Source organism: Mycobacterium kyogaense (assembly GCF_036946525.1).
GTDB classification, from domain to species: domain Bacteria; phylum Actinomycetota; class Actinomycetes; order Mycobacteriales; family Mycobacteriaceae; genus Mycobacterium; species Mycobacterium kyogaense_A.
Window position 1 is genome coordinate 148,219 of record NZ_JAQIIY010000013.1, and the last position, 24,081, is coordinate 172,299.

Below are 24,081 nucleotides of genomic sequence, written 5' to 3' on the forward strand. Positions count from 1 at the left end.
TTTGGTGCGCGCCAGAAGGCGCGCTCAGAGTGCCTCGACGCCAAAACTGAAGATCGCCAGCTCCATCGATTCGTGAACAAGGGAGACTAACGACGTGTCTCGCGGCCAATCGTCACGCATATGGCTATGGATAGCTTCCGCGATCGTTTTCGGTCTCGTTTCCGTTGTTCTTGGGGTGCTGACCTTCGTGCAGTGGGGCCAACTCAGCGAGCGGGGCATGGGCGCGAATTGGGGATCGGATCGGTACCGGACTGGGTGGCTGGTGTCGGCACAGTCCTTGCGTTCGCCATCGCAACCACTGTGTTCGCCTACGAAGTTTGGGAACGGCGGCGTTCTGACAAGCGTCGGCAGGCTGAGCAGATCACCGCATGGTTAGGCCCCGGACTGACCTCTCAATACCGCGAATGGATTCAGGGTCAGGGATTAGACACCCTTGTCCACGTTCCGGTTCTCCTTATCAATGCTTCGGACTCCGTGATTTATGACCTAGTCGTGGTAGTCACCTGCCAGCACAGCGAGGTTGCGTTGCCGATGCAGCTCGATTCTGGCCAGCTCGTGCAGTCGACGCCTACAGCGTGGGAGCCTCGCAGGGATCGTCTGGCGTTCGGGCGGGCACCAGCGCTTCCGCCAGGGCAATGGAAGGTTTCAATTCGGTTGGCGAACACTTCGGTTCGACCACATCATGTCGATATTTTCTTTCGCGACAATCGGGGAACCTACTGGCGCCGGGCTTCGCTTGGGCAATTGTCGGAACAGCCCTACCTGTCCTCAGAGGAGCTCACGCAAGAAGCGCGCCGCGAGGCCTTCGTGGAAGCACTTGGCGAGGGGCCGTCAGATGCTCGCTTCGGCATTCTGGTGCCGAAGCAATTGAAGTTGGAGGAGGCCACGTAAACGGGGTCAGCGGACCACACTCGGGCCACAGTTGGTGCTTAACTTGGCAAGGAACCAATTGGCCGCCAGATCGAGCATTCCGCCAGCCACGGAACACAGTTCAAGGACTACCTCGCGCCTTACGCGTTCGCACCGTCGCGCACCTCACGTTCGTAGCGCGACTTCGCCGACGAACGACTAACCCCCATCGCTGCGCCAAGTTCGTTCCACGAGGCCCCCGCGTCGCGTGCCGCTGTCAGGGCCACGGAAGTCGTGTAGGTGCCCATCCAGTAGAGGTAAGACCCTGCCTCCAAAAGGTGCAGCAACTCGTGCTTGCTATCGGTCGGCATCGAGGTGCCCCGCATGTGTTCGAGCACGATTTCGAAAGCAGAACGCGCCACCTTGATGACATCCTCTTGAGTGACAGCCTGTCCATTCCAGGTCGGCATCTCCGCCATAGTCCCTCTCCGTTCCTGTACGAATTGCGTACAGCATAGCGGTCTGTACGAATTTCGTACAGACCCGAATGGGGGACCGTTTTGCCTTATGTCAGTAGCCGGCTCGCAATTCGTGCCGCGAGCTGACTGATGGTGCGCGCCCGCTTTGAGCAACGCCGTGTGGTCCGCAGTCGGTCCGCAGTTGGCGCCGTTTGGCAGTATTTGACTGTTCGGGATAATCCCTGTTCAGACCAACCTTATCCACTATTGCCAACGCTGTCACGGCATGCCAAAGCGCCAGGACGAGGTAGCTCTACATCCTCTGACGCTCGAACGGGGTGGCTCAGCCGGGGTCGATGATCTGCACGACCCCGGCGGTCACTCCCGCGACGAACAATCGGCCGGTGGTCGCATCCACCCCGACGGTGTACGGATTCTGCACCGTGGCAATGCGTTTCACTTCGCGCGGCATCGGATTCGACATGTCGTAGCCGACGACCTCGTTGATGCCCGACGACGCGACCCACAGCAGGTCGCGCGTCGGGTCATAGGTGATGCCGTAGGGCCCGCCGGGCTGAGCGATCTCGGCGAGTTGGCGCGGCGAGGTGTCGAAGACGCGGACCGCATCACCTCGGGTGTCGGCGGCGATCATGCGGCCGTGCTTGTCGGCGACGAGGTGCGTGGGGCCGTCCCCGGCGGGCGTGGAGCCGACGATCGACAGGTTCGTCGTGTCGTAGATCGTCAGGTCGTTCTTGCGGACGTCGAGAAGGCCCATCCGGTCGCCGACCGGGGCCAAGCCTGCCGGTTGAACGCTGTCGGTGAACACCTTGACGATGTCGTTGCCGCGCAGCGCGGTCACGGTGCCGCCGAGTTCGTTGGCGACGAAGACTGTGCCGTCGGGCGCCTCCGACGCGTCGTGCGGCACCGTGCCGGTGATGATCTGCGCCTCGGCGCGGCCACCGGGGAGATCGACGCGAACCAATGCGTTCGCACTCTCCACGGGAACCAGGACAGGCCCGCCGGGCTTGGCCAGCTGGAGGTGTCTGGCGACGCCGGGAAGCGCTGTGCGGCCGGTGATCTCGCCGGTGTCGACGTTGATCAGGACGAGTTCGTTCGGGCGGCGGGTCGCGACGGCCGCGGTGCGGCTGACCGCGTCGACGACGACGCCTTCCGGTGCGGAACCCACCCGGATCTGGCGACCCGGCGGGGCTTGCGAGGGCGCGGGAGCCTGTTGCGGTTCCGCGGCGGGCGGGAGGCTGTCCGTGGGCGGCCGGGTGCCTTCGGTGGGCGCCCCGGGTGGAATCAGCCCGGTCGTGGTCGGCGTGCTGCTGGGAGCCGACGGTGTGGTGGTCGGGGCAGCCTGGTCAGGCGGCTGACTCTGACACGCCGTCACCACACACACCAACGCGAGGGTCGCCCACAGCTTCATCACCCTGACGGGTTACCCATCGCGAGCGGTATCCCGCCGGATCGTCATAACCGCAGTTCGGTCCCAGCGAGCGTGCGCGGATGCACATCTGCGGGCGGCGTGTTGTGTGCAGACTCGCACGCTCGCGGGGAGGGGGCTAGTTGGTGGGGAAGCCGAGGTTGATGCCGCCGTGGCTGGGGTCGAGCCAGCGGGTGGTGATGGCTTTTTGGCGGGTGAAGAACTGCACGCCGTCCATGCCGTGGGCGTGGCTGTCACCGAAGAGGGAGGCTTTCCAGCCGCCGAAGCTGTAGTAGGCCATGGGGACGGGGATCGGCACGTTGATGCCGACCATGCCGACCTCCACCTCGTTCTGGAAGCGGCGGGCCGCGCCGCCGTCGTTGGTGAAGATCGCGGTGCCGTTGCCGTAGGGGTTCGAGTTGATGAGCTCGAGCGCCTGGTCGTAGGTATCGACGCGCACGACGGACAGGACGGGACCGAAGATCTCGTCGGTGTAGACGGTCATGTCGGGGGTGACGTTGTCGAGCAGGGTCGGCCCGAGCCAGAACCCATCGGCTCCACCATCGGCGGTGACGTTGCGGCCGTCGAGAACGACCTTCGCCCCGGCGGTTTCACCGGCATCGATGTAGGACGCGACTTTGTCGCGGTGGGCTTGGGTGACCAGGGGCCCCATGTCGGAATCCTTGGTGCCGTCGCCGGTCTTGATGGTGGCGGCGCGTTCGGCGATCTTGGCGACGAGGTCGTCGGCGATGGGGCCGACGGCGACGGCCGCGGAGATGGCCATGCAGCGTTCCCCGGCGGAGCCGAAGCCGGCGTTGACCATGGCGTCGGCGGCGAGGTCGAGATCGGCGTCGGGCAGGATCACCGCGTGGTTCTTGGCGCCGCCGAGAGCCTGTACGCGCTTACCTGCCGAGGTGCCGGTGGCGTAGACGTACTGGGCGATCGGGGTCGATCCGACGAACGACACACTCTTGATCTTGGGGTTGGTGAGCAGTTCGTCGACGGCGGTCTTGTCGCCTTGGAGGACGTTGAACACCCCGGCGGGCAGGCCAGCCTCGGCCCACAGGCGGGCCAGCCACAGCGCTGCGGAGGGATCTTTCTCCGACGGCTTCAGCACGACGGTGTTCCCGCAGGCGATGGCCAGCGGGAAGAACCACATCGGGACCATGGCGGGGAAGTTGAAGGGGGAGATGATGCCGACCGGTCCAAGGGGTTGGCGGATGGAGTGGACGTCGATGTTGGTCGAGGCGTTTTCGGTGAAGCCGCCTTTGAGGAGGTGGGGGATGCCGCAGGCGAACTCGACGACTTCTTGGCCGCGGGCGACTTCGCCGAGGGCGTCGGAGACGACTTTGCCGTGCTCGCTGGTGATGATTTCGGCGAGTTCACCTTTGCGCTCGTTGAGCAGTTCGCGGAACCGGAACAGTACCTGGGTGCGTTTGGCCAGCGACGTGTCGCGCCAGGCGGGGAACGCTGCGGCGGCGGCGTCGATGACGGTGCGGGCGTCGGCGACCGAGGCCAACGCGACCTGACCGGTCACCTCACCCGTCGCCGGATTCGTCACCGGCGCCGTGGAACCACTGGCGCCACTGAAGATCTCGTTGTTGACCCAATGCGAAATGGTGTTCATGTGTGCTCTTTCTCGGTGTTCAGGGGCGGTCGGACGGAGTGATCAGGGGCCGCTGGACTTTCTTCCAGTCCGCGTAACGCTGGTAGGCCTGCTGGGTGGAGTCCAGTGACGACACCTCGCTGACCGGGACGTCCCACCAGGAATGGCTGTCGGGCGCGTAGATCAGCGGGTCGGTTTCGACGTAGATCACGGTGGTGCGGTCGGCGGCCTTGGCGACCTTGACCGCGTCGGCGAACTCGGCGGCTGTCGTCACCTTGATGACGTCGGCGCCCAGGCTCGCCGCGTTCGCGGCCAGATCGACGGGCAGGGTGTCGCCGTCGAGCCGGCCATCGTGTCCGCGGTACCTGTAGGCGGTGCCGAAGCGTTGCGAGCCCAGCGATTCCGACAACCCGCCGATCGACGCGAACCCGTGGTTCTGCACCAGGACGGGGATGATCTTGACGCCCTCCTGAACCGCGGTGACGATCTCGGTGGCCATCATCAGGTAGGAACCGTCGCCGACCATCACGAACACGTCCCGATCGGGTGCGGCCATCCGCACTCCGATGCCTCCGGCGATCTCGTATCCCATGCAGGAGAAGCCGTATTCGACGTGGTAGCCCTTGCGGTCGCGCATGCGCCACAGCTTGTGCAGGTCCCCGGGCATCGATCCGGCCGCACACACCACAACATCACGCGGGTCCGACAGGGTGTTCACCAGCCCGATCACCTGGTTCTGGTTGAGGGCGACATCGTCGGAGGTGCGGTACACCTGAGACACGGTTTCGTTCCACTCCGTCATCAATTCGGCTGTGCGCGTTCGATAGTCGTCAGTGACGGTGTAGTCGGCGAGCGCGTCGGTCAGCGCGTCGAGCGCCTCTTTCGCATCCGCGACCACACCGATGCCGCCCTGCTTGACGGCGTCCAGCGACGTCACGTTGATGTTGACGAATCGCACGTCCGGGTTGTTGAACGCCGTGCGCGATGCCGAGGTGAAATCGCTGTAGCGCGTCCCGATTCCGATGATCACGTCGGCGTCGCTGGCGAGTGCATTGGCCGCCGTCGTCCCGGTGGAGCCGACCGCGCCCACCGACTGCGGATGCTCGTGGAGCAGAGAACCTTTGCCCGCCTGGCTCTCACACACCGGAATGCCGGTGCGCGAGGCGAACTCGGCCAGCGCCTCGTTCGCGCCCGAGTAGATGACGCCGCCGCCGGCCACGATCAGCGGCTTGTGTGCCGACCGGATCACGTCCGCGGCGCGGGCGATCACCGACCGTTCGGGTAGCGGGCGGGCCACATGCCAGGTTCGTTCGGCGAACAGCGATTCCGGCCAGTCGTGGGCCTCGGCCTGGACGTCCTGGGGGAGAGACACCGTCGCGGCACCCGTCTCGGCGGGGTCGGTGAGGACCCGCATCGCGCCCAGCAGGGCGGCGGGCAGCTGCTCGGGACGCCACACCCGATCGAAGAACCGCGACAGCGGCTTGAACGCGTCGTTCACCGTCACGTCACCGCTGCCGGGCAATTCCAACTCCTGCAGGACAGGAGAACTCACCCGGGTGGCGAAGGTGTCGGACGGCAGCAGCAGAACCGGCAGGCGATTGATGGTGGCCAGGGCGGCGCCGGTCAGCATGTTCGACGAGCCGGGGCCGATGCTGGCGGTGACGGCCCATGCCTGCAGCCGGTCCTGCTGACGCGCATAGGCGACCGCGGTGTGCACCATCGCCTGCTCGTTGCGGCCGAGGACGTACTTCAGGCCGGGCTCGACGCCGGATTCGTGGGCTTCGATCTCGTCCTGCAGCAGCGCCTGCCCGATGCCGGCGACGTTACCGTGGCCGAAGATGCCCAGACACCCGGCGAAGAACTTGTGCCGCTGGCCATCTCGCTCGACGTACTGGTTGGCCAGAAACCGTACGGTCGCCTGGGCGACGGTGAGGCGCACGGTCGGCTCGGTGTCGGCGAGCTTCTCGGTCGACTTCGGCGCGGTGGAAACCACGGGTCACTCTCCTCGGCTGGGGGTGAACGGAAGGCGGGGGTCGATCTCCTGGTGCTCCCAGCTGGCACGCATCCAGGTGTGGGAGGGATCGTCACAGATCAGCCAGGCTCGGGTGGGGCCCGAGCCGGCCATCACGTTGAGGTAGTACATGTGGTGTCCGGGCGCGGCGATGGACGGCCCGTGATACCCGTGCGGGACGAGCACCACGTCACCGGTGCGGACTTCTTCGAGGACCTCGATAGGACGCTCGGGGGTGCCGTACACCCGGTGGTATCCGAATCCCTGTGTGCCGGCCGGGCTTTCGTCGACCTCGAAGTAGTAGATCTCTTCGAGCTGGGTCTCGACGTCGGTGTTCTCGTCGTGCTTGTGCGCCGGGTAGCTCGACCAGTTGCCGCCGGGGGTGATCACCTCGCAGGCGATCAGTGAATCGGCCTCGAATGTCGTTGCGGTACCGAAGTTGTGCACCTGCCGGCTGCAGTTGCCGGCGCCGCGCAACTCGACCGGCACGTCGGCGGCGGCCACTCGGCGGTTCGGAAACGATGCGGACGCGCGGGCGCCGCAGATCGCGATGCGACCGCGGCCCGCCAGGGTGTACTGCTGACCGATGCCCAGGTAGACCATGTCGGCGGGGCCGTCGAAGACCGAGACACGCGGCGCCAGGGTGAACACGTCACCGCCGCACGTGACGGTCGCGGCGCCGGCAAGCGGCAGGATCATCACTTCGTTGCCGTCGGTGCTCAACGCCACCTCGGAGCCGTCACCGAGATCGACGACATGCAACGATGCTTCGGACCAGCCGGCATCTTCAGGGGTGATCGCGACGGTGAACGGCGCGGTCGCGCTGCCCGCGGGGACGTAAAGTTTCGAGTTCATCGAACCATCGCCACCGCGGTCGCGACGGCGGAGCTGACGTCGTCGTCGGGTGGATAGAGCAGGGTGCGGCCGACGATCAGGCCGCGCACCGACGGCAGGGCCAATGCCTTCTCCCAGCTGGCGAACGCCTCGTTCGGATCGGTCGGGTCGCCGCCCAGCAGCAGCGTGGGCATGGTCGTCGACTCCATCACCCGGTCCATCTCGTCGACGACGGGCAGCTTCATCCACGTGTAGGCCGACGTCGAGCCGAGGCCCTGTGCGATGTGCACGGACTTGATCACGGCATCCGGCGACAGATCGTTGCGGACCTTGCCGTTCACCCGCGACGACATGAAGGGCTCGAGCATCGCGATCAGGCCGTGGGCGGCGAGTTCGTCGACGGCCTGTGCGCAGGCCGCGAGCGTGGTGACGGTGCCCGGGTCGTCGAGGTCGATGCGGCACAACATCTTTCCGCCGTTCATCCTCGCGGCCGCGGTGGATGCAGCGGTGGCGCCGGTCATCCGGTCGTCGAGTTCGAACGACGAGCCGGCCAGCCCGCCGCGGTTGAACGAACTGAACACCACCTTGTCCTCGAGGGCGCCGAGCAGCAGCAGGTCATCGAGGATGTCGGAGGTGGCCAGCACCCCGTCCACGCCCGGATCGGCCAGCGCGGCGCGCAGCCGGTCGAGCAGATCGGTGCGGCTGTTCATCGCGGTCGGGCGCGAGCCGACGGCCAGGGCGCCGCGGGCGGGATGGTCGGCGGCGACGATCATCAACCGGCCATTGCCGCGCATCGTGGGCCGGGTGGTGCGGTTCTGCCAGGCGCGGGCGACGGCACCGGGATCGGTGGCGCGCAGATCGGTGATCGCCGAATAGTCGGCGCACACAACGGCATCAGACATTGACGGCCTCCACAGCGGTCTGTTCGGCCAGTTCGGCGACCTCGGTGGCCGTCGGCATGGCGGTCGAGCATTCGAGGCGGCCGGCGACGATGGCACCCGCGGCGTTCGCGTAGCGCAGTGTCTTCTCCAGCGGCCAGCCGTGCAGCAACCCGTGGCACAGGCTGCCGCCGAAGGCGTCACCGGCGCCCAGGCCGTTGACGACGTCGACCTCGTTGGGCGGCACGGTCACCGAGGACCGGCGGCTCTTGCCGAGCACACCGCGTGGCCCCTGCTTCACGATGGCCAGTTCCACCCCGAGATCGAGCAGAGCGTCGGCCGCCTTGTGCGGATTCGACTCACCGACCGCGATCTCACACTCTTCGCGGTTGCCAACTGCGACGGTCACATGCGCGAGCGCCGCACGGACCTGCTCGGTGGCAGCGGCGGGGGAGTCCCAGAACATCGGCCGGTAGTCGAGATCCAGTACCGTCAGCGGCCTGCGTTCGCGGGCCTGCCATGCAGCGAAATGCGCGCTCCGACTTGGCTCTTCGGAGAGGCCGGTCACGGTTGCCCAGAACAGGCGGGCGTCGCGCACCGCGTCGGCGTCGATGTCGTCGACTGTGATCTGCAGATCGGGTGCGCTCGGCTTGCGATAGAAGTACAACGGGAAATCGTCGGGCGGGAAGATCTCGCAGAACGTGACCGGCGTCGGGAACTCGTCGTGGGTGGCGACGTAGCGGTTGTCGACGCCGAGGCGGTCGAGTTCGGCGCGCACGAACCGGCCGAACGGATCGTCACCCGCGCCGGAGATCAGTGCCGAGCGGTTGCCGAGCCGGGCCGCGGCGACGGTCACGTTGGCCGCGCTGCCTCCGAGAAATTTGCCGAAGGTTTCGACGTCCTCGAGGCCGACGCCGACCTGTAGGGGGTATACGTCGACGCCGCTTCGCCCGATGGCGAGGACGTCGTAGGGCTGAGAATTCATGTCAAGTCACTCCGACGAGAAGGGTGTGGGTGGCTGTGTACGACTGTGCCTCGGGTCACGGCCCAAAGTCAAGACTTTGTCCTGACATTCTATCTTTTTGCCATTCGATGTTAGGCTTCGCAGGTCCGGCAAACCCGAGATCGGAGTCGACGTGCCGCTGACCGTGGAGCTCGACAGGTCAAGCCCTGTGCCCCTGTACTACCAGCTGGCGCAGGCAATCGAGGCTGCGATCCGCGACGGCGACCTGGCTCCGGGCGACCGATTCGAGAACGAGCTCGCGCTGGCCAAGCGGCTCGCGCTGTCTCGACCGACGACACGGCGGGCCATTCAAGAACTCGTCGACAAGGGTCTGCTCGTTCGCAAACGCGGTGTCGGGACCCAGGTGGTGCAGAACCCCGTGCATCGCCGCGTCGAACTGACGAGCTTGTTCGACGACCTCGCGCGGGCCGGCCAGGAGCCGACCACCACGTTGCTCGACTACCGCGTCGGGTTGCCCGACGAGGACGTCGCACGGGAGTTGAACCTCTCGCATGACCGCGAGGTGGTCTCGATCCACCGGCTGCGCTGCGCCAACGGCGAACCGCTCGCGGTGATGACCAATCACCTCCCGGTCGAAATCGCCCCGGACGCCGACGAACTCGAGAAGAACGGGCTGTATCAGTCGCTGCGTGCCCGCGGTGTGCACATCCGGCTGGCGCGCCAGCGGATCGGCGCGCGCGGTGCCACCCGTGCCGAAGCCCATCTGCTCGACGAGAAGCCGAACGCGCCGCTGCTGACGATGGCGCGCACGGCCTTCGACGATTCCGGCGCCGCGGTCGAGTTCGGCAATCACGGCTATCGCGCGTCGCGGTACTACTTCGACACCACGCTCGTCGACCGCTGAAGCGTCAGCGGAACGCCGCGCCGAACGCGTCGAGCGCCGACTCGCTCCCAGCGTCGCCGGCGCCGGATGCCCATGCCTCCATGCCGATCGTGCCCGCGTAGCCCATCTCGCGCAGCGCCGTCGCGATCGCGGGATAGTTGATCTCGCCGGTGCCCGGCTCGCATCGCCCTGGCACGTCGGCCACCTGGATCTCACCGATCGCATCTCCGCAGCGGCGCAGCAGCTCGATCAGGTTCCCCTCGCCGATCTGCGCGTGGTAGAGGTCGAGCATCATCTTCACGTTCGGATGCGCGACTCCTTCGACAAGTGCGAGAACGTCTTTCGCGCGGGCCAGGGGTACGCCAGGGTGATCGACGATGGTGTTCAGGTTCTCCACCACGAACGTCACACCGGCTGCCGCGCCCAGCTCGCCGAGGCGTTCCAGGGTGCGGGCGGCGGTCAGCCACATCTGACCGGTGGCCCGCCCGCGGGGACGCGCGGCGTGGCCGTCGACCAGTTCGGCGGTGTGCAGGTTCAGGCGAGTGACGCCGAGCGTGGCCGCGGCCTCGATGCTCTCCTCTGCCGTGCGCACCACGTCGTTGCAGCTCGCCGGGTCGATGAGGTCGCCACGCAGGTAGCCGGTCATCGACGTGAACGTGGCACCGGTGCGGGCCAGCGCGGCGAGATCCTTGTCGTGCCAACTCCAGATCTCCGCAGCGAAACCGCGTTCGTGGATCCGCCTGACGCGTTCGACGATCGGATGATCGCGGAACACCATCTCCGCGCTGACGGACAGTTGGAAGGTCATCGAAGCGCCCCTTTCGACGTGGCAGCGACGCCCACCCTATGACATGCAGTCCTAATGTCAGGACAAAGTGTTGACTTTCGGCTGTGAGCCGTATTACATCAAGGACGAGGCGTGGCGCCCGGCACATCTTCGCAGATCGTCCGGCGCCGCAGAGTCCCGACGACTTCGACAACAAGGAGATGTGATGACGTTCAAGCGGCTCGCGACCCTCGCCGGGACCGGCGTTCTGGCGATCGGACTCGTGGCGTGCTCGTCGACAGGCGGTAAGCCTGCCGGCGCGGGCGAGGGAGGCGGTGGGGGCGGCACCGTCGACACCCCGCGCAAGACGATCGCGATGATCACCCACGAGGTACCGGGTGACTCGTTCTGGGATCTCATCCGCAAGGGCGCCGAGACCGCCGCCAAGAAGGACAACATCGAGCTGCGCTACTCCAACGACCCGGAGGCGCCCGGCCAGGCCAACCTCGTGCAGACCGCGGTGGACAGCGGCGTGGACGGTATCGCCGTGACGCTGGCCAAGCCCGACGCCATGCAGGCAGCGGTGAAAGCGGCTGAGGGCAAGAACATTCCGGTGGTCGCGTTCAACGCCGGCGCGGACGCGTGGAGCGCGATGGGCGTCAAGGAGTTCTTCGGCCAGGACGAGTTCATCGCCGGGCAGGCCGTCGGCGAGCGGTTGACCTCCGAGGGCGCCACGAAGGCGATTTGCGTGATCCAGGAGCAGGGCCATGTCGGGCTGGAATCCCGCTGCGCCGGTGTCAAGGACAAGTTCCCCGCCACCGAGACGCTCAACGTCAACGGCAAGGACATGCCGTCGGTCGAATCCACCATCACCGCCAAGCTGCAGCAGGACCCCGCCGTCGACTACGTCGTCACTCTCGGCGCCCCGTTCGCGCTGACCGCCGTGCAGTCGGCCGGTAACGCCGGGAGCAAGGCCAAGATCGGCACCTTCGACACCAACGCCGCTCTGGTGGGCGCCATCCAGGACGGCACCGTGCAGTGGGCCATCGACCAGCAGCCCTACCTGCAGGGCTACCTCGCCGTCGACTCGCTGTGGCTGTACCTGACCAACGGCAACGTGATCGGTGGCGGACAGCCGACGCTGACCGGGCCCGCGTTCATCGACAAGTCGAACATCGACGCGGTGGCGGATTACGCCAAGGGCGGGACGCGCTGATGACTACGCAAGAGGCACTCGACGTCGGCAATCACAAGGTGGTGCGCGATGAGCGGGTCAAGGAGCGGAACCGGCTGCAACGCATATTGATCCGGCCGGAGATGGGCGCCGGCATCGGTGCGATCGGCATCTTCGTCTTCTTCCTCGTCGTCGCCGCGCCGTTCCGCGAGGCCGCGTCATTGGCCACGGTGCTCTATGCCAGCTCCACGATCGGGATCATGGCGTGCGGGGTCGCGCTGCTGATGATCGGCGGCGAATTCGACCTGTCCTCGGGCGTCGCCGTCACCTTCAGCTCGCTCGCCGCGTCCATGCTCGCCTACAACCTGCATCTGAATCTGTGGGTGGGTTCGGTTCTGGCACTCATTCTTTCGCTGGCCGTGGGCTTCTTCAACGGCTGGCTGGTGATGCGGACGAAGATTCCCAGCTTCCTGATCACCCTGAGCACGTTCTTCATGCTGGCCGGCATCAACCTGGCCGTCACGAAGCTCGTCGCCGGCCAGGTGGCCACTCAGAGTGTCAGCGACATGTCCGGGTTCGCCTCGGCGCAGAAGGTCTTCGCGTCGTCGTTCACGCTGTTCGGTGTCAGCATCCGCATCACCGTCGTGTGGTGGCTGATCTTCACCGCGATCGCGACCTGGGTGTTGTTCAAGACACGGATCGGCAACTGGATCTTCGCCGTCGGTGGCGACGCCGATAGTGCTCGCGCCGTGGGTGTTCCGGTCACGAAGGTCAAGATCGGCCTGTTCATGTTCGTCGGATTCTGCGCCTGGTTCGTGGGCATGCACCTGCTGTTCGCGTTCAACACCGTGCAGTCAGGTCAGGGTATCGGCAACGAGTTCTTCTACATCATCGCCGCCGTCATCGGAGGTTGCCTGCTGACCGGCGGGTACGGCACGGCCATCGGAGCCGCGATCGGTGCCTTCATCTTCGGCATGACCAATCAGGGCATCGTGTACGCCGGCTGGGATCCCGACTGGTTCAAGTTCTTCCTGGGCGCGATGCTGCTGTTCGCAGTGATCGCCAACAACGCCTTCCGCAACTACGCCGCAAAGAAGTGACGGGATGACCATTTCCATGGAAAAGCCAAGCAGCGACGCGCCTTCCGGAGGAAAGGTGCCGCTGGTCGAGCTGCGTAACGTCGGAAAGTCCTACGGCAACATCACCGCATTGAAGGACATCTGCCTGCGTGTGCACGCCGGTGAGGTGACCGGCATCCTCGGTGACAACGGTGCAGGCAAGTCCACGCTGATCAAGATCATCGCAGGGTTGCACCAGCAGACCGAAGGGGAACTGCTCGTCGACGGCGAGCCCACGAAGTTCTCATCACCGGCCGAGGCGCTGGGCAAGGGCATCGCGACGGTGTACCAGAATCTCGCCGTGGTTCCGCTGATGCCGGTGTGGCGCAACTTTTTCCTCGGTCAGGAGCTGCGACGCAAGTCGTTCCCGTTCACGTTGGACGCCAACGCGATGCGGGCGACGACGCTGACGGAACTGTCGAAGATGGGCATCGACCTGCCCGACGTCGATGTGCCGATCGGCTCGCTGTCAGGCGGGCAGCGCCAGTGTGTGGCGATTGCCCGTGCCGTGTTCTTCGGCGCGCGGGTGCTGATTCTCGACGAGCCCACGGCGGCCTTGGGGGTCAAGCAGTCCGGGGTGGTGCTCAAATACATCACCGCGGCCAAGGAAGCCGGTTTCGGCGTGGTTTTCATCACGCACAACCCGCATCACGCCCACATGGTCGGAGACCACTTCGTCCTGCTCAACCGCGGCCGGCAGAAGCTCGACTGCACGTACGACGACATCACGCTAGAGCACCTGACGCAGGAGATGGCCGGCGGCGACGAGCTCGAGGCGCTGTCCCACGAGTTGCGCGGCGCGAAGGGCTGACGCGCGCGACACGATGCTCCGCCGACCGATTGGCCGGCGGAGCACGTGGGTATGACGGCGGCATGGCTACTACGACACCGGTCAAGACAGAAGACTCCGGTCCCCGCACCGTCAGCCGCAGTGTGCAGGTCAGCGCCCCTGCGGCCGATATCTTTGCGCTGCTGGTGGACCCACACCGCCACCATGAGGTCGACGGATCGGGCACCGTGCGCGACACCCAGGTGAAGGGTCCGCACCGGTTGCAGCAGGGCGACAAATTCACCGTCGGGATGAAGCAGTTCGGCGTGCCCTATGCGATCACCTCCACCGCCACCGCTGTGCAGGACGACCACGTCGTCGAATGGCAACATCCGCTCGGACACCGGTGGCGCTGGGAGCTCTCGGCGGTCGGCCCGGGCATCACCAAGGTGACCGAGACCTTCGACTACTCCACCGCGAAGCTGCCGATCGTCATCGAGCTGATGGGCTACGACAAGAAGAACGCCCAGGGCATCGAGTCCACCCTGTCTGGCCTCGCGGAGCGCTTCTCCGACGGTCACTGACGCGGTGTGGCTCAGCGGGTGACGAGCTCCATGATCTGCACCTGGAGCTCACCGACCACGCCGCCGAGCACCGCACCCACGGCGATCATCAACGGCTCGTCGTCCTTGAACACGGGCCGCAGAATGGACTCGTACTCCTCGTTGGTGAGCCGGCTCATCTTGTCGATGATTGTGTTCTCCAGGTCGATCACCTCGGCCGCATACCCTTGCGCCTCCGACAACGTCGAGGGGAGACGCTCGAGCACCGCCGCCACCACCCGGTCCTTCATGGCCCGGTACCTCTTCGTGCCGACGGTCAGCGCGACGATGGGGGCGGCGACTCCGCCCGCCTGCCTGTCGATCGCCCCTTCGATCTCGCGGGCGACGAGGGCGAACAGCTTGTCCGAGCCGGGACCGGTGATCAGCGCATCGAACAGGATGTCGGGGGCGAACAGATCGTCAGCCAGGATCTTGGCGTAATCGCGGGTGATCTTCTCCCGCTGCGCATGCAGCAGACCTTGGAAGGTGTAGAAACCGAGGTACTTCCGCGGGTGGATGGGCCGGAACAGCATGTTGAGGGCGATGTAGTCGCTGATGAAGCCGACCGCGAAGCCGAAAGCCGGCATGATCCACGGGTTTTGGAACAGAGCCCACGCGACCATCTGGACCAGGCCGATGAAGAACCCGAAGTAGATGCCGCTGCGACGGACGAAGGCCATGGCATCGGTGCTGACGCTGCGCATCAGCTTGACCAGTTTCTCCTTGTTGCGCACCAACGTCGTCACAGCCAAGAACTGGATGTCGAGGTACCGGGGGAGATCGGACTTGATCTCGGTCATCAGATTCTGGGTGAGCTGCGGGATCTGACCGACGATGCGATCCCGCACAGCGCGGCGGCCGGCTTCGGGCAGGTTGTCCCAGAGTCCAGGCCGCACCTCCTCGGCGAGGTCCCTGATGATCTCCTCGATCGCCTCGTTGAGCGGTACCTGAAGTCGATCCAGCGCCTCGTCGACGTCGAATCGTTCGAGGAGTTCTTCCGGCTTCAGCAGGTTCGAGGTCAGAAGGTGAATGGTGGTCGAGCCGACCTTGCCCGCGCGGCGGGGCACGATCCCCTGCCAGCCGAAGACCCCCCAACCCTTGAAATCCAGCGGTCGGTACAGCATCTCGACCGCGACCAGTTTGGTGCTCCAGCCCACGAACGCGGCGATGAGCGGCATGGACAGGTAGATCCACCAGTACGTGGAGACATCGGTGGTGATCTCGCTCCAACTGGCGATCGCCTGATACGTGCTCGTCATCTCCGGCACATCACCGGCCATTGCCGGTGGCAGCGGTCCAGAACTCGGCGCCCAACGCCGACAGTGTCAGGGTCGAGCGCTCCACCTTGGCCGGAATGGGCCCACGGGCGCCGTTCTTGATCGCCGCCAGCACCGCGGTCTCTGCCATCAACAACTCGTAGTCCGTCTCCAGGTCGCGGTCCTCCGGCCCGATGTCGACCAGCCCCAGTGACAGCAGGTGACTGACGTACTGCGGCACCATCTCCGGCAGCGCGACGTTGGCCGTCCGGCCGATCAACGACGCGTTCTGCAGCACAGGGCGTGATGTCGCCCGTGACTGCCCCCAGACCGACACGGTGACGACAGGCGACCGCGACCCGTCGGACAGGGCGCCGAGGATGCGGGCCTCGTCAGGGACCAGTTGGTCGAGGAGCCGGTGGAAGATTTCGATCCGGCTGCCTCGGGTGTTCTGGTCGAGAGCGCGTTCCAGCAGATCGCTGAGCTTGCCGCCGAGGGAGTCCGGGGCAGTCTCCGCGGTGTCGTCCGATGTGCCCGTGTCGACGTCAGATGTCTGCGCCGTCGGGGCCGTGTCGGTTCCGTCGAGTGCGTCGAGGCCGTGCCGGAGGGCGTCGACGATCTGCTTCTCGGTCCAGCTGTAGACGTCGAGTCCGACGCGGGCCGCGCTGACGGCGTGGCTGAACAACTCCCGAGGGTCGTACGGCTTGGGCATAGGGAGAAGGTAGTCGTACCGCACAGCGCTGACCTCAGCGTTGCCAAAAGCTGGTCGGTCAACATTCACACGATCGACACCGTTTCGCCGCTCGCTGCGGCGGGCCTGTGTCGTCTGGCCGCGGCACAATAGTCGTCATGGACAGGGAATTCGAGGCGCCGGCGATGGTCCCGGCGTGGCGTGACCCGCTGTCGGCCGGATGGCGAGCGCACCGCGGCCTCCTGATGCTTCGCCTGCGCTGGCACGAGCGGCGGGCAGCCAGCGTGACGCAGTCCGTCGGCGACTGACCCAGGATCGCCGACGTCGGTCAGCGCGCAGCCATGCCCGCCGCCCGGTAGGTGTCGTCGATCAGGGCCATGTTCGCCACCGCGTCGGCGGCGTCCAGCGGGAGCGCTTCACCGCGTTCGACGTGGGCGGCGAACGCTTCCAGCTGGTAGGTGTAGGACGCGCGGGTGCCCAGGTGCTCCACGGTTTCGCCGTCGGCGGTCGTGATGGTCAACCGGTCGTCGCGGCGGGGGTTGATGAAATCGTGCACGAACACCTCGCCGCGCGACCCGATGATCCGCAGGGTGAACGAGTACTCGTCGTCGACCATCGAGTTGGTCGTGAGACCCGTTGCACCCGAGTCGAACTCGAATTCGGCGTCGAATCGCTCGTCCACACCGGGAGTGCGCTGGACCGCCGTCGCCGACACGACGCGTGGCAAGCCGAAGCGGCGCAGGATGTGCAGCGCGTAACAGCCCAGGTCCATCAGCGCCCCGCCCGCCATGTCGAGTGACCAGCGCGGGTCCTCGGCTGCCGGCTCGGGCATGCCCATCGCGACCTCGAGGCGCGTGAGCTCACCGATGGTGCCGTCACCGGCCACCTCGCGGGCCCGGTGCATCACGGGATGGAACAGGTAGTGAAAACCCTCCATGACCGTGACGCCGCCGGCGTCGGCTGCCGCCGCGACGCGGGCCGCCTCGACACGATCTCGGGCGAACGGCTTCTCGGTGAGCACCGGCTTGCCCGCATCGACCGCGGCCAGGTTCCACGGCGCGTGCAGCGCATTCGCCAGCGGGTTGTAGATCACGTCGACCTCGGGATCGTCGATCACCTCCTGATAGGACGCGACGACCCGCTCGACGCCGAATCGGTCGGCGAAAGCCCGCGCCCGCAACGGGTCCCGAGCTGCGACAGCAACCAGGCGGTGACCGAGCTCGCGCGCGGGGCCGACGATCGCGTTCTCGGCGATCCTCGATGCGCCGAGAACGCCGATGCGCAGGCTCACGCCGAGACGCCCTCGGCCGCTCCCGTCACGAAGGCCACGCTGGCACGGACGTCGGCGAGCGGTCCGTCACCGTCAGGTTCCCCGGCCAGAATGGTGTCCTGCTCCATCACGTACCACCCGTCGAAGCCGCTGTCCTGCAACGCCGTCACGATCCCGGCGATGTCGACATCGCCCTGCCCCAGCGGCACGTACATCCCGGCGGCGACCGCGTCGGTGTAGGTGAGCTCGCCAGACTGCACTCGTGCCGCCAGGGCGGCGTCGACGTCCTTGAGATGGCAGTGCTGGATCCGCGCGGGGACCTGGCAAGCCAGCTGCAGCGGATCCGTGCCGCCGATCAGCAGGTGACCGGTGTCCAGGCACAGCGGGATACGCGAGCCGGCGAGAACGCGATCGACCTCGGCGCGATTCTCGACCATCGTGCCCACGTGGGGATGCAGCACCGCCGTCAGGCCGCGTTCCGCGACGACCTCGGCGAGCCGGTCCAGGTTGGTCAGCAGCGTCTCCCACTGCCGATCCGAGAGCTCCGGCCGGCTGTCGTATCCGTCGGCGCCTGTGGCCGCCGCGAGCACCACCACGCCCGCCCCGGCGGCCACCAGAGAATCGAGGGGTGCGGTGAGATCGTCGACCGGGTCGTGGGTCTCGTCGAACAACACCACGGGCACGAAACCGCCCACACACTGCAGCCCGAACCGATCGAGTGTCGCGACCAGATCCGCGGTCTCGGTGGGCAGGAAGCCCTCCGGCCCGAGTTCGGTCGCGGTCAGACCGGCACTCGCCATCTCCGCGAGCACCCGCTCCGGCTCCAGTTGATGGCCCCAGCCCGGTACCTCACACACGCCCCAGGAGATCGGGGCTCCCGCGAGTTTCACTGCTGTGCCTCCTTTTTCACCGTGTCGATGGACACCGGAACGCCGCGCCGCAGCGATTCGGTCGCCGCCTCCGCGATCCACGCGACCTCGACCGCGTCGGCGACGGTGGCGCCTCGGATCGGGGCGCCGCCGACGACGTCGACGAACGCGCCGAGTTCGGCCCGGAAGGCCTGGGTGAACCGGTCCATGAAGAAGTGGTGCGGCTGACCGGTCGGGAACGCGGTGCCCGGATCGCCGTTGACGACCGGCGCGCCCTCGTCCCACCCGGCGACCATGGTGTCGTCGAAACCGTGCACCTCGAGCCGGCAGTCGTACCCGCGCCCGTTGTACCGGGCAGCGGAGACCACGCCGAGGGCGCCCCCGTCGAACCGCACGGTGATGACCGCGGTGTCGACGTCGTCGTACTCGGCGAACAGCGGGTCACCCTGGACGCTGCCGGTGGCGTACACCTCGACGACCTCCTGGCCGGTGACCCAGCGGATCGCGTCGAAATCGTGGACGGCGCAGTCCCGGAAGATGCCTCCGGACCCTCGGATGTAGTCCATCGGCGGGGGCGCGGGGTCCATCGTGGTGCTGCGGACCGTGTGCAGGCGCCCCAGCGAGCCGCCGTCGACGGCCTGCTTGACCGCCGCGAACGCGGCGTCGAAGCGGCGCTGGTAACCCACCTGGACGGGCACGCCGGAGCCGGCGATGATGCCGGCGACGCGGGCGCTCTCCGCCGCGGTGGACGCGATCGGCTTCTCGCAGAACGTCGGCAGGCCCGCCTCGACCGCGGCCAGCGCCAGTTCGGCATGCGCCGGTGTCGCGGCCGCGACGACGACGCCGTCCACCCCGGAGGACAGCAGCGCCGCCACCGAATCTGCCGGTGTGGCACCGTATTTGGTGGCCACCTCGGCGACGACATGGGGCCGCTCGTCGGTGACGACGAGGCGTTCGACAGTCGGGAGGTTCGTCAAGGTCTCGGCGTGGAAGGCGCCGATACGGCCGAGGCCGATCAAGCCCAGGGTGGTCATGGCTTTCTCCGATCGTGGTAGTCGTGCAATGCGGTGTCGAGCTGTTGGTCGGTGAGGTCCTCGTCCAAGGCGCCGGTCAGGATGTCGACCTGGCTGCGCGGCGCCAGCGCGCCGACCGGGGGATCGCTGTCGAGGTTGGTGGGGAAGGCGTAGCCCTCGGCGGTGGCGATCACGACGTTGCGCAGCTCGTGCTCGGGCCGGCCGGCGGCGCGCATCCCGCGTAGCACCGGGTACACCGCGCGCACCATGGCGGTGCGGTCGACGGCCTCCATCGCGCGCCCGAACGGGGAGCTGACCTGGAGCAGATTGGCGATGCGGCGGATGTCGCCCGAAACATTTGCTCCCGCACCGTGATACAGGGCGGGATTGAAGAACACCGCGTCGCCGGTGGCCAGCGGGACCTGGACGTGATGCTGGGCGAAGTAGTCGATGAACTCCGGTCGATGAAACGCGAGGTAGCCGCCGGCGAAGCGCTGGGAGAACGGCAGCAGCATCGTCGGGCCACTCTCGATCGGCATGTCGCAGTGCGCGACGGCGCCCTGCAGGGTCAGTGCCGGCGACATACGGTGCAGGTGGGCCGGATACTGCTCGAGCTGCTCGACGGGGACGAACCCGAGGTGATAGTCGCGGTGTGGAACCTGTGCTGCACCACCGGGATTGACGACGTTGACCTGGGAGGTCACCTGGTAGCGGGGGCCCAGCCACGCCTGGCACACCAGTGCCAGCGTGTCGTTGGCGTAGTACTCGGCGTACGTATGCGGATCGCGTAGCGCCAGCTTCTGGGCCGCATTCCAGATGCGGTCGTTGGCGCCGGGCGCACCGAAGTGGTCGCCTGCGGTGCGGTCGCCGCGGCGCTCGTCGGAGATGATGGCGAAGAAGGCGTCGTTGGTCCGCGCTACCACGTCCCTGCTGAATGCCCCCTCGAACACGACCACCCCGGGCCCGTCGGTGAGCGCGCGGATCACCTCGGCCTGCATCGCGCGCCGATCCTCGGACGCGACGTCGGCAGCGTAGACGAGCACATTGCTGCGCACGTCGCGGGCATGCGGATAGTCGGCCGGATCGGTCTGCTGTTCGACCTGCGCCCGGAACTCGTCGAGGTCGCAGTCCGCCTCGCCGAGCCATGCCGGTGAGTGGAGGGAGGTGGCCATGACGGTTAGTCTTGCTGTGATCCGCACCGCAATCAACGGCAAAAACCCGTCAAAAACACCTCAGAGGACCTGGCGTGGGGCTCACGCCGGGAGAAACAGGGCCAGGTCGATGGCGCATCGCTACAAGATCCGAGAGATCGCTCAGCAGAGCGGGCTGAGCGAGGCGACCGTCGACCGCGTGCTCAACCGTCGTCCCGGTGTGCGGGAGACCACGATCGCCGAGGTCGACCAGGCGATCGCCGACCTCGACAAACAACGCGCGCAGCTGCGGCTCAACGGTCGGCGCTACCTCGTCGACGTCGTGATGCAGACCCCGCGCAGATTCTCCGATGCCTTCCGCGCCGCCATCGAAGCTGAGCTACCGGCGTTCGCGCCGGCCATGCTGCGGGCCCGCTTCCACCTCTGGGAGGCCGGCTCCACGGCGCAGATGGTCGACACCCTGGCCCGGATTCGCGGCAGCCACGGCGTGATCCTCAAGGCGCAGGACGAGCCGCAGGTCGCCGAGGCCGTCGGCCGACTGGTGGACGCCGGCGTCCCGGTGGTGACCTACACGACCGACATACCGGCCAGCGCGCGCAGCGCGTACGTGGGCATCGACAACCACGGAGCCGGCGTCACGGCGGCCTACCTGATGCAGCAGTGGCTGGGGGAGTCGCCGTCGGACGTGCTGATCACCCTCAGTCGCGCCGTGTTCCGCGGCGAGGGGGAGCGAGAGGTCGGCTTCCGGTCGGCGCTGCGCTCATCCGGCCGCGCGATCGTCGAGGTCAGCGGTAGCGACGGCATCGACGCGAGCAACGAGCGGCTGGTGCTCGACGCGCTGGCGGCCAACCCCGGCATCGAAGCCGTCTACTCCGTCGGGGGCGGCAACGTCGCGACCGTGGCGGCCTTCGAGACACTGGGTCGTCCCTGCCGGGTCTTCGTCGCGCACGATCTCGACGCCGACAATCGTCGCCTCCTGGGCGAGGGGAAGCTCTCGGCGGTGCTGCACAACGATCTGCGCGCCGACGCCCGGCTGGCGCTGCGGCTGATCCTGCACGAGCGCGGAGCTTTGCCGGCGGAGATCGCCCGGCCGGTGCCCATCCAGGTCATCACGCCATACAACCTGCCCGCCTAGCGCTAGCTGATCGCTACTGATCGGTAACCTTTTCTAAGAGAGTTCGCGACGCTGGACACGACCCGGCAACGTGACGAAAACCACATTCGCATCCCGTGGCCGCCGCGTCGACAGGGCCTGAACTGGGTGTTCGTCGCGCTGAAACCTGAGGGTCATCTACGGGCCTGGTATAGGCGCCCCTAAGAGAAGTGCCATAATCGGTACTGCCAGTGACACCAACTTCTTGACGGGTGTCCATTGACGGCGCACCGCACCGGTGGCGACTCGATGGGCATTCGCTCGCAAGCGTCGCTGGGGCGCACGCGCGACGCGCGCCCGGAGGAGACGAGAGAGACACGGAAGGCAAGCGAGTGGCAGACAACGGCACCGTGAGTGCGAAGGCATCCGGCGCGCCCCGGCAGAAGCTCGAGAAGGTCGTCATCCGCTTCGCCGGCGACTCCGGAGACGGTATGCAGCTCACCGGCGACCGGTTCACCTCGGAAGCAGCCCTGTTCGGCAACGACCTTGCCACGCAACCGAATTACCCCGCCGAGATCCGCGCACCCCCAGGGCACGCTGCCCGGCGTCTCGTCCTTCCAGATCCAGATCGCCGACTACGACATCCTCACCGCGGGCGACCGCCCCGACGTGCTGGTCGCGATGAACCCGGCTGCTCTCAAGGCCAACGTCTCCGACCTGCCCCGCGGTGGCCTGATCATCGCCAACTCCGACGAGTTCACCAAGCGCAACCTGGCCAAGGTCGGCTACGACGCCAACCCTCTCGAGACCGACGAGCTCTCGGACTACGTGGTCCAGGCCGTCGCGATGACCACGCTGACGCTCGGCGCCGTGGAGTCGATCGGCGCCAGCAAGAAAGACGGTCAGCGCGCCAAGAACATGTTCGCGCTCGGACTGCTGTCGTGGATGTACGGACGCGAGCTCGAGCACAGCGAGGCGTTCATCCGGGAGAAGTTCGCCCGCAAGCCCGAGGTGGCCGAGGCCAACGTGCTGGCGCTCAAGGCCGGCTGGAACTACGGCGAGACCACCGAGGCGTTCGGCACCACCTACGAGGTCGCCCCGGCGAAGCTGAAAAGCGGTGAGTACCGGCAGATCTCGGGCAACACCGCGCTCGCGTACGGCATCGTCACCGCGGGCCAGCTGTCCGATCTGCAGGTCGTGCTCGGCACCTACCCGATCACGCCGGCCTCGGACATCCTGCACGAGCTGTCCAAGCACAAGAACTTCAACGTGCTGACGTTCCAGGCCGAGGACGAGATCGCCGGCATCGGCGCGGCGATCGGCGCGTCCTACGGCGGCGCGATCGGTGTCACCAGCACCTCGGGCCCCGGTATCTCGCTGAAGTCGGAGGCGATCGGCCTGGCCGTGATGACCGAGCTGCCGCTGCTCGTCATCGATGTCCAGCGCGGTGGCCCGTCGACCGGTCTGCCCACCAAGACCGAGCAGGCCGATCTGCTGCAGGCGATGTTCGGCCGCAACGGTGAATCGCCAGTGGCCATCCTGGCCCCCCCGCTCACCGTCGGACTGCTTCGACATCGCGGTGGAGGCAGTGCGCATCGCGATCAACTACCACACGCCGGTGATGATCCTGTCCGACGGCGCGATCGCCAACGGGTCCGAGCCGTGGCGCATTCCGGACGTCAGCACGTTCACACCGATCGAGCACACCTTCGCCAAGGAAGGCGAACCCTTCCAGCCGTATGCGCGCGATCCCGAGACGCTGGCCCGCCAGTTCGCGGTGCCGGGCACCCCGGGCCTGGCGCACCGCATCGGCGGGCTCGAATCGGCCAACGGGTCGGGCAACATCTCCTACGAGCCGAAGAACCACGACCTGATGGTCCGGCTGCGGCAGGAGAAGGTCGCCGGCATCGACGTCGCCGATCTCGAGGTCGACGACCCGACCGGTGACGCCGAGCTGCTGCTGCTCGGCTGGGGTAGCAGCTACGGACCGATCGGTGAGGCGTGCCGGCGCGCCCGACGCAAGGGCATCAAGGTCGCCCACGCGCAGCTGCGTCACCTCAATCCGTTCCCCTCGAACCTGGGTGACGTGCTGGGGCGCTACTCCCAGGTCGTCCTACCCGAGATGAACCTCGGTCAGCTGGCGCTGCTCCTGCGGGGCCAGTTCCTCGTCGACGTGCAGTCGGTGACCAAGGTGGAGGGCATGGCGTTCTTGGCTGACGAGGTCGAGAGCATCATCGACTCCGCGCTGGACGGGACACTGGCCGAGAAGGAAAACGAGAAAGCCAAGTTCGCGCGGCTGGCTGCGGCCACCATCGACATCGAAGCGACTGACGCGACCGGAGTGAACGCATGACCGACGTGATGGGCACCGACCTCGGACTGACGCCGCTGACCAAGATG

At 66.8% G+C, this 24,081-nt stretch carries 22 protein-coding genes and 1 pseudogene; 9 read left to right on the plus strand and 14 right to left on the minus strand.

Annotated elements, in window-relative coordinates; all coding sequences use genetic code 11:
• Positions 1-300 precede the first annotated feature (300 nt).
• Positions 301-891 carry a hypothetical protein gene (locus tag PGN37_RS12275; RefSeq protein ID WP_335331296.1) on the plus strand — a complete coding sequence of 197 codons (591 nt, stop codon included), beginning with the start codon at positions 301-303 and terminating at the stop codon, positions 889-891.
• Positions 892-1,010: 119 nt separating this feature from the next.
• Here PGN37_RS12275 and PGN37_RS12280 read toward each other — a convergent pair whose 3' ends face one another.
• The 7 genes from PGN37_RS12280 to iolC all read right to left on the minus strand — a co-directional run bounded on the left by PGN37_RS12280 (position 1,011) and on the right by iolC (position 9,047).
• Positions 1,011-1,328, minus strand: coding sequence for a hypothetical protein (locus PGN37_RS12280; RefSeq protein WP_335331297.1), 318 nt, complete (start codon positions 1,326-1,328; stop codon positions 1,011-1,013).
• A 322-nt stretch (positions 1,329-1,650) separates the two neighbouring features.
• A complete protein-coding gene (locus PGN37_RS12285; protein ID WP_335331298.1) occupies positions 1,651-2,736 on the minus strand; it encodes a YncE family protein in 1,086 nt (361 codons plus the stop codon).
• 136 nt (positions 2,737-2,872) lie between these two features.
• Positions 2,873-4,360 (minus strand): CoA-acylating methylmalonate-semialdehyde dehydrogenase, encoded by a 1,488-nt coding sequence (locus tag PGN37_RS12290; RefSeq protein ID WP_335331299.1) that lies wholly within the window; start codon positions 4,358-4,360, stop codon positions 2,873-2,875.
• A 19-nt stretch (positions 4,361-4,379) separates the two neighbouring features.
• A complete protein-coding gene (gene iolD, locus PGN37_RS12295) occupies positions 4,380-6,332 on the minus strand; it encodes a 3D-(3,5/4)-trihydroxycyclohexane-1,2-dione acylhydrolase (decyclizing) (protein ID WP_335331300.1) in 1,953 nt (650 codons plus the stop codon).
• A 3-nt stretch (positions 6,333-6,335) separates the two neighbouring features.
• A complete protein-coding gene (gene iolB / locus PGN37_RS12300) occupies positions 6,336-7,205 on the minus strand; it encodes a 5-deoxy-glucuronate isomerase (RefSeq protein ID WP_335331301.1) in 870 nt (289 codons plus the stop codon).
• A complete protein-coding gene (locus PGN37_RS12305) occupies positions 7,202-8,086 on the minus strand; it encodes a Cgl0159 family (beta/alpha)8-fold protein (RefSeq protein WP_335331302.1) in 885 nt (294 codons plus the stop codon). The genes iolB and PGN37_RS12305 overlap by 4 nt, the downstream gene beginning before the upstream one ends.
• Positions 8,079-9,047, minus strand: coding sequence for a 5-dehydro-2-deoxygluconokinase (gene iolC / locus PGN37_RS12310; RefSeq protein WP_335331303.1), 969 nt, complete (start codon positions 9,045-9,047; stop codon positions 8,079-8,081). The genes PGN37_RS12305 and iolC overlap by 8 nt, the downstream gene beginning before the upstream one ends.
• A gap of 151 nt (positions 9,048-9,198) precedes the next feature.
• On the opposite strand from iolC, the gene PGN37_RS12315 reads away from it, so the two are divergent.
• Positions 9,199-9,930: a GntR family transcriptional regulator gene (locus PGN37_RS12315; RefSeq protein WP_335331304.1), complete on the plus strand. Its 732-nt coding sequence runs from the start codon at positions 9,199-9,201 to the stop codon at positions 9,928-9,930.
• A gap of 4 nt (positions 9,931-9,934) precedes the next feature.
• On the opposite strand, the gene PGN37_RS12320 is transcribed toward PGN37_RS12315, so the two are convergent.
• The gene (locus PGN37_RS12320) at positions 9,935-10,717 is read right to left on the minus strand and encodes a TIM barrel protein (protein WP_335331305.1); all 783 of its coding nucleotides are present in this window, start codon (positions 10,715-10,717) and stop codon (positions 9,935-9,937) included.
• A 184-nt stretch (positions 10,718-10,901) separates the two neighbouring features.
• On the opposite strand from PGN37_RS12320, the gene PGN37_RS12325 reads away from it, so the two are divergent.
• The 4 genes from PGN37_RS12325 to PGN37_RS12340 all read left to right on the plus strand — a co-directional run bounded on the left by PGN37_RS12325 (position 10,902) and on the right by PGN37_RS12340 (position 14,320).
• Positions 10,902-11,891 (plus strand): substrate-binding domain-containing protein, encoded by a 990-nt coding sequence (locus PGN37_RS12325; protein ID WP_335331306.1) that lies wholly within the window; start codon positions 10,902-10,904, stop codon positions 11,889-11,891.
• Entirely contained in the window at positions 11,891-12,949 is a 1,059-nt protein-coding gene (locus tag PGN37_RS12330) for an ABC transporter permease (RefSeq protein WP_335331307.1), read from the plus strand. Before PGN37_RS12325 ends, PGN37_RS12330 begins: the two co-directional genes overlap by 1 nt.
• A 4-nt stretch (positions 12,950-12,953) precedes the next feature.
• Entirely contained in the window at positions 12,954-13,778 is an 825-nt protein-coding gene (locus PGN37_RS12335; protein WP_335331308.1) for an ATP-binding cassette domain-containing protein, read from the plus strand.
• A gap of 62 nt (positions 13,779-13,840) precedes the next feature.
• A complete protein-coding gene (locus PGN37_RS12340) occupies positions 13,841-14,320 on the plus strand; it encodes an SRPBCC family protein (RefSeq protein ID WP_335331309.1) in 480 nt (159 codons plus the stop codon).
• An 11-nt stretch (positions 14,321-14,331) separates the two neighbouring features.
• Here the strand turns inward: PGN37_RS12340 and PGN37_RS12345 are convergent, their stop codons facing one another.
• Positions 14,332-15,597 (minus strand): DUF445 domain-containing protein, encoded by a 1,266-nt coding sequence (locus PGN37_RS12345; protein WP_335331310.1) that lies wholly within the window; start codon positions 15,595-15,597, stop codon positions 14,332-14,334.
• Between the two features lie 10 nt (positions 15,598-15,607).
• On the minus strand, positions 15,608-16,306 hold the full coding sequence (locus PGN37_RS12350) for an Abi-alpha family protein (RefSeq protein WP_335331311.1): 699 nt from the start codon (positions 16,304-16,306) through the stop codon (positions 15,608-15,610).
• A 137-nt stretch (positions 16,307-16,443) separates the two neighbouring features.
• Between PGN37_RS12350 and PGN37_RS12355 the strand changes: the two genes are divergently transcribed.
• A complete protein-coding gene (locus PGN37_RS12355; RefSeq protein ID WP_335331312.1) occupies positions 16,444-16,593 on the plus strand; it encodes a hypothetical protein in 150 nt (49 codons plus the stop codon).
• A 20-nt stretch (positions 16,594-16,613) separates the two neighbouring features.
• Here PGN37_RS12355 and PGN37_RS12360 read toward each other — a convergent pair whose 3' ends face one another.
• The 4 genes from PGN37_RS12360 to PGN37_RS12375 are packed head-to-tail and all read right to left on the minus strand — an operon-like array spanning position 16,614 to position 20,609.
• Positions 16,614-17,576: a Gfo/Idh/MocA family protein gene (locus PGN37_RS12360; protein WP_335331313.1), complete on the minus strand. Its 963-nt coding sequence runs from the start codon at positions 17,574-17,576 to the stop codon at positions 16,614-16,616.
• The gene (locus PGN37_RS12365) at positions 17,573-18,445 is read right to left on the minus strand and encodes a sugar phosphate isomerase/epimerase family protein (protein WP_335331314.1); all 873 of its coding nucleotides are present in this window, start codon (positions 18,443-18,445) and stop codon (positions 17,573-17,575) included. Before PGN37_RS12365 ends, PGN37_RS12360 begins: the two co-directional genes overlap by 4 nt.
• Positions 18,442-19,458 carry a Gfo/Idh/MocA family protein gene (locus PGN37_RS12370; protein ID WP_335331315.1) on the minus strand — a complete coding sequence of 339 codons (1,017 nt, stop codon included), beginning with the start codon at positions 19,456-19,458 and terminating at the stop codon, positions 18,442-18,444. Before PGN37_RS12370 ends, PGN37_RS12365 begins: the two co-directional genes overlap by 4 nt.
• Entirely contained in the window at positions 19,455-20,609 is a 1,155-nt protein-coding gene (locus PGN37_RS12375; protein WP_335331316.1) for a phytanoyl-CoA dioxygenase family protein, read from the minus strand. The genes PGN37_RS12370 and PGN37_RS12375 overlap by 4 nt, the downstream gene beginning before the upstream one ends.
• A gap of 109 nt (positions 20,610-20,718) precedes the next feature.
• On the opposite strand from PGN37_RS12375, the gene PGN37_RS12380 reads away from it, so the two are divergent.
• Both PGN37_RS12380 and PGN37_RS12385 read left to right on the plus strand, forming a co-directional pair.
• The gene (locus PGN37_RS12380) at positions 20,719-21,723 is read left to right on the plus strand and encodes a LacI family DNA-binding transcriptional regulator (RefSeq protein WP_335331317.1); all 1,005 of its coding nucleotides are present in this window, start codon (positions 20,719-20,721) and stop codon (positions 21,721-21,723) included.
• Between the two features lie 350 nt (positions 21,724-22,073).
• Positions 22,074-24,034 (plus strand): annotated as a pseudogene (locus tag PGN37_RS12385) (2-oxoacid:acceptor oxidoreductase subunit alpha).
• Positions 24,035-24,081: the final 47 nt, after the last annotated feature.

Coding starts and splice junctions, on each gene's coding strand:
- PGN37_RS12345 (WP_335331310.1), bottom strand. CDS start 15,597: ATGACGAGCACGTATCAGGCGATCGCCAGTTGGAGCGAGATCACCACC.
- iolC (WP_335331303.1), bottom strand. CDS start 9,047: ATGAATTCTCAGCCCTACGACGTCCTCGCCATCGGGCGAAGCGGCGTC.
- PGN37_RS12340 (WP_335331309.1), top strand. CDS start 13,841: ATGGCTACTACGACACCGGTCAAGACAGAAGACTCCGGTCCCCGCACC.
- PGN37_RS12280 (WP_335331297.1), bottom strand. CDS start 1,328: ATGGCGGAGATGCCGACCTGGAATGGACAGGCTGTCACTCAAGAGGAT.
- PGN37_RS12375 (WP_335331316.1), bottom strand. CDS start 20,609: ATGGCCACCTCCCTCCACTCACCGGCATGGCTCGGCGAGGCGGACTGC.
- PGN37_RS12325 (WP_335331306.1), top strand. CDS start 10,902: ATGACGTTCAAGCGGCTCGCGACCCTCGCCGGGACCGGCGTTCTGGCG.
- PGN37_RS12350 (WP_335331311.1), bottom strand. CDS start 16,306: ATGCCCAAGCCGTACGACCCTCGGGAGTTGTTCAGCCACGCCGTCAGC.
- PGN37_RS12320 (WP_335331305.1), bottom strand. CDS start 10,717: ATGACCTTCCAACTGTCCGTCAGCGCGGAGATGGTGTTCCGCGATCAT.
- PGN37_RS12380 (WP_335331317.1), top strand. CDS start 20,719: ATGGCGCATCGCTACAAGATCCGAGAGATCGCTCAGCAGAGCGGGCTG.
- PGN37_RS12355 (WP_335331312.1), top strand. CDS start 16,444: ATGGACAGGGAATTCGAGGCGCCGGCGATGGTCCCGGCGTGGCGTGAC.
- PGN37_RS12330 (WP_335331307.1), top strand. CDS start 11,891: ATGACTACGCAAGAGGCACTCGACGTCGGCAATCACAAGGTGGTGCGC.
- PGN37_RS12290 (WP_335331299.1), bottom strand. CDS start 4,360: ATGAACACCATTTCGCATTGGGTCAACAACGAGATCTTCAGTGGCGCC.
- iolB (WP_335331301.1), bottom strand. CDS start 7,205: ATGAACTCGAAACTTTACGTCCCCGCGGGCAGCGCGACCGCGCCGTTC.
- PGN37_RS12305 (WP_335331302.1), bottom strand. CDS start 8,086: ATGTCTGATGCCGTTGTGTGCGCCGACTATTCGGCGATCACCGATCTG.
- PGN37_RS12335 (WP_335331308.1), top strand. CDS start 12,954: ATGACCATTTCCATGGAAAAGCCAAGCAGCGACGCGCCTTCCGGAGGA.
- PGN37_RS12370 (WP_335331315.1), bottom strand. CDS start 19,458: ATGACCACCCTGGGCTTGATCGGCCTCGGCCGTATCGGCGCCTTCCAC.
- PGN37_RS12285 (WP_335331298.1), bottom strand. CDS start 2,736: ATGAAGCTGTGGGCGACCCTCGCGTTGGTGTGTGTGGTGACGGCGTGT.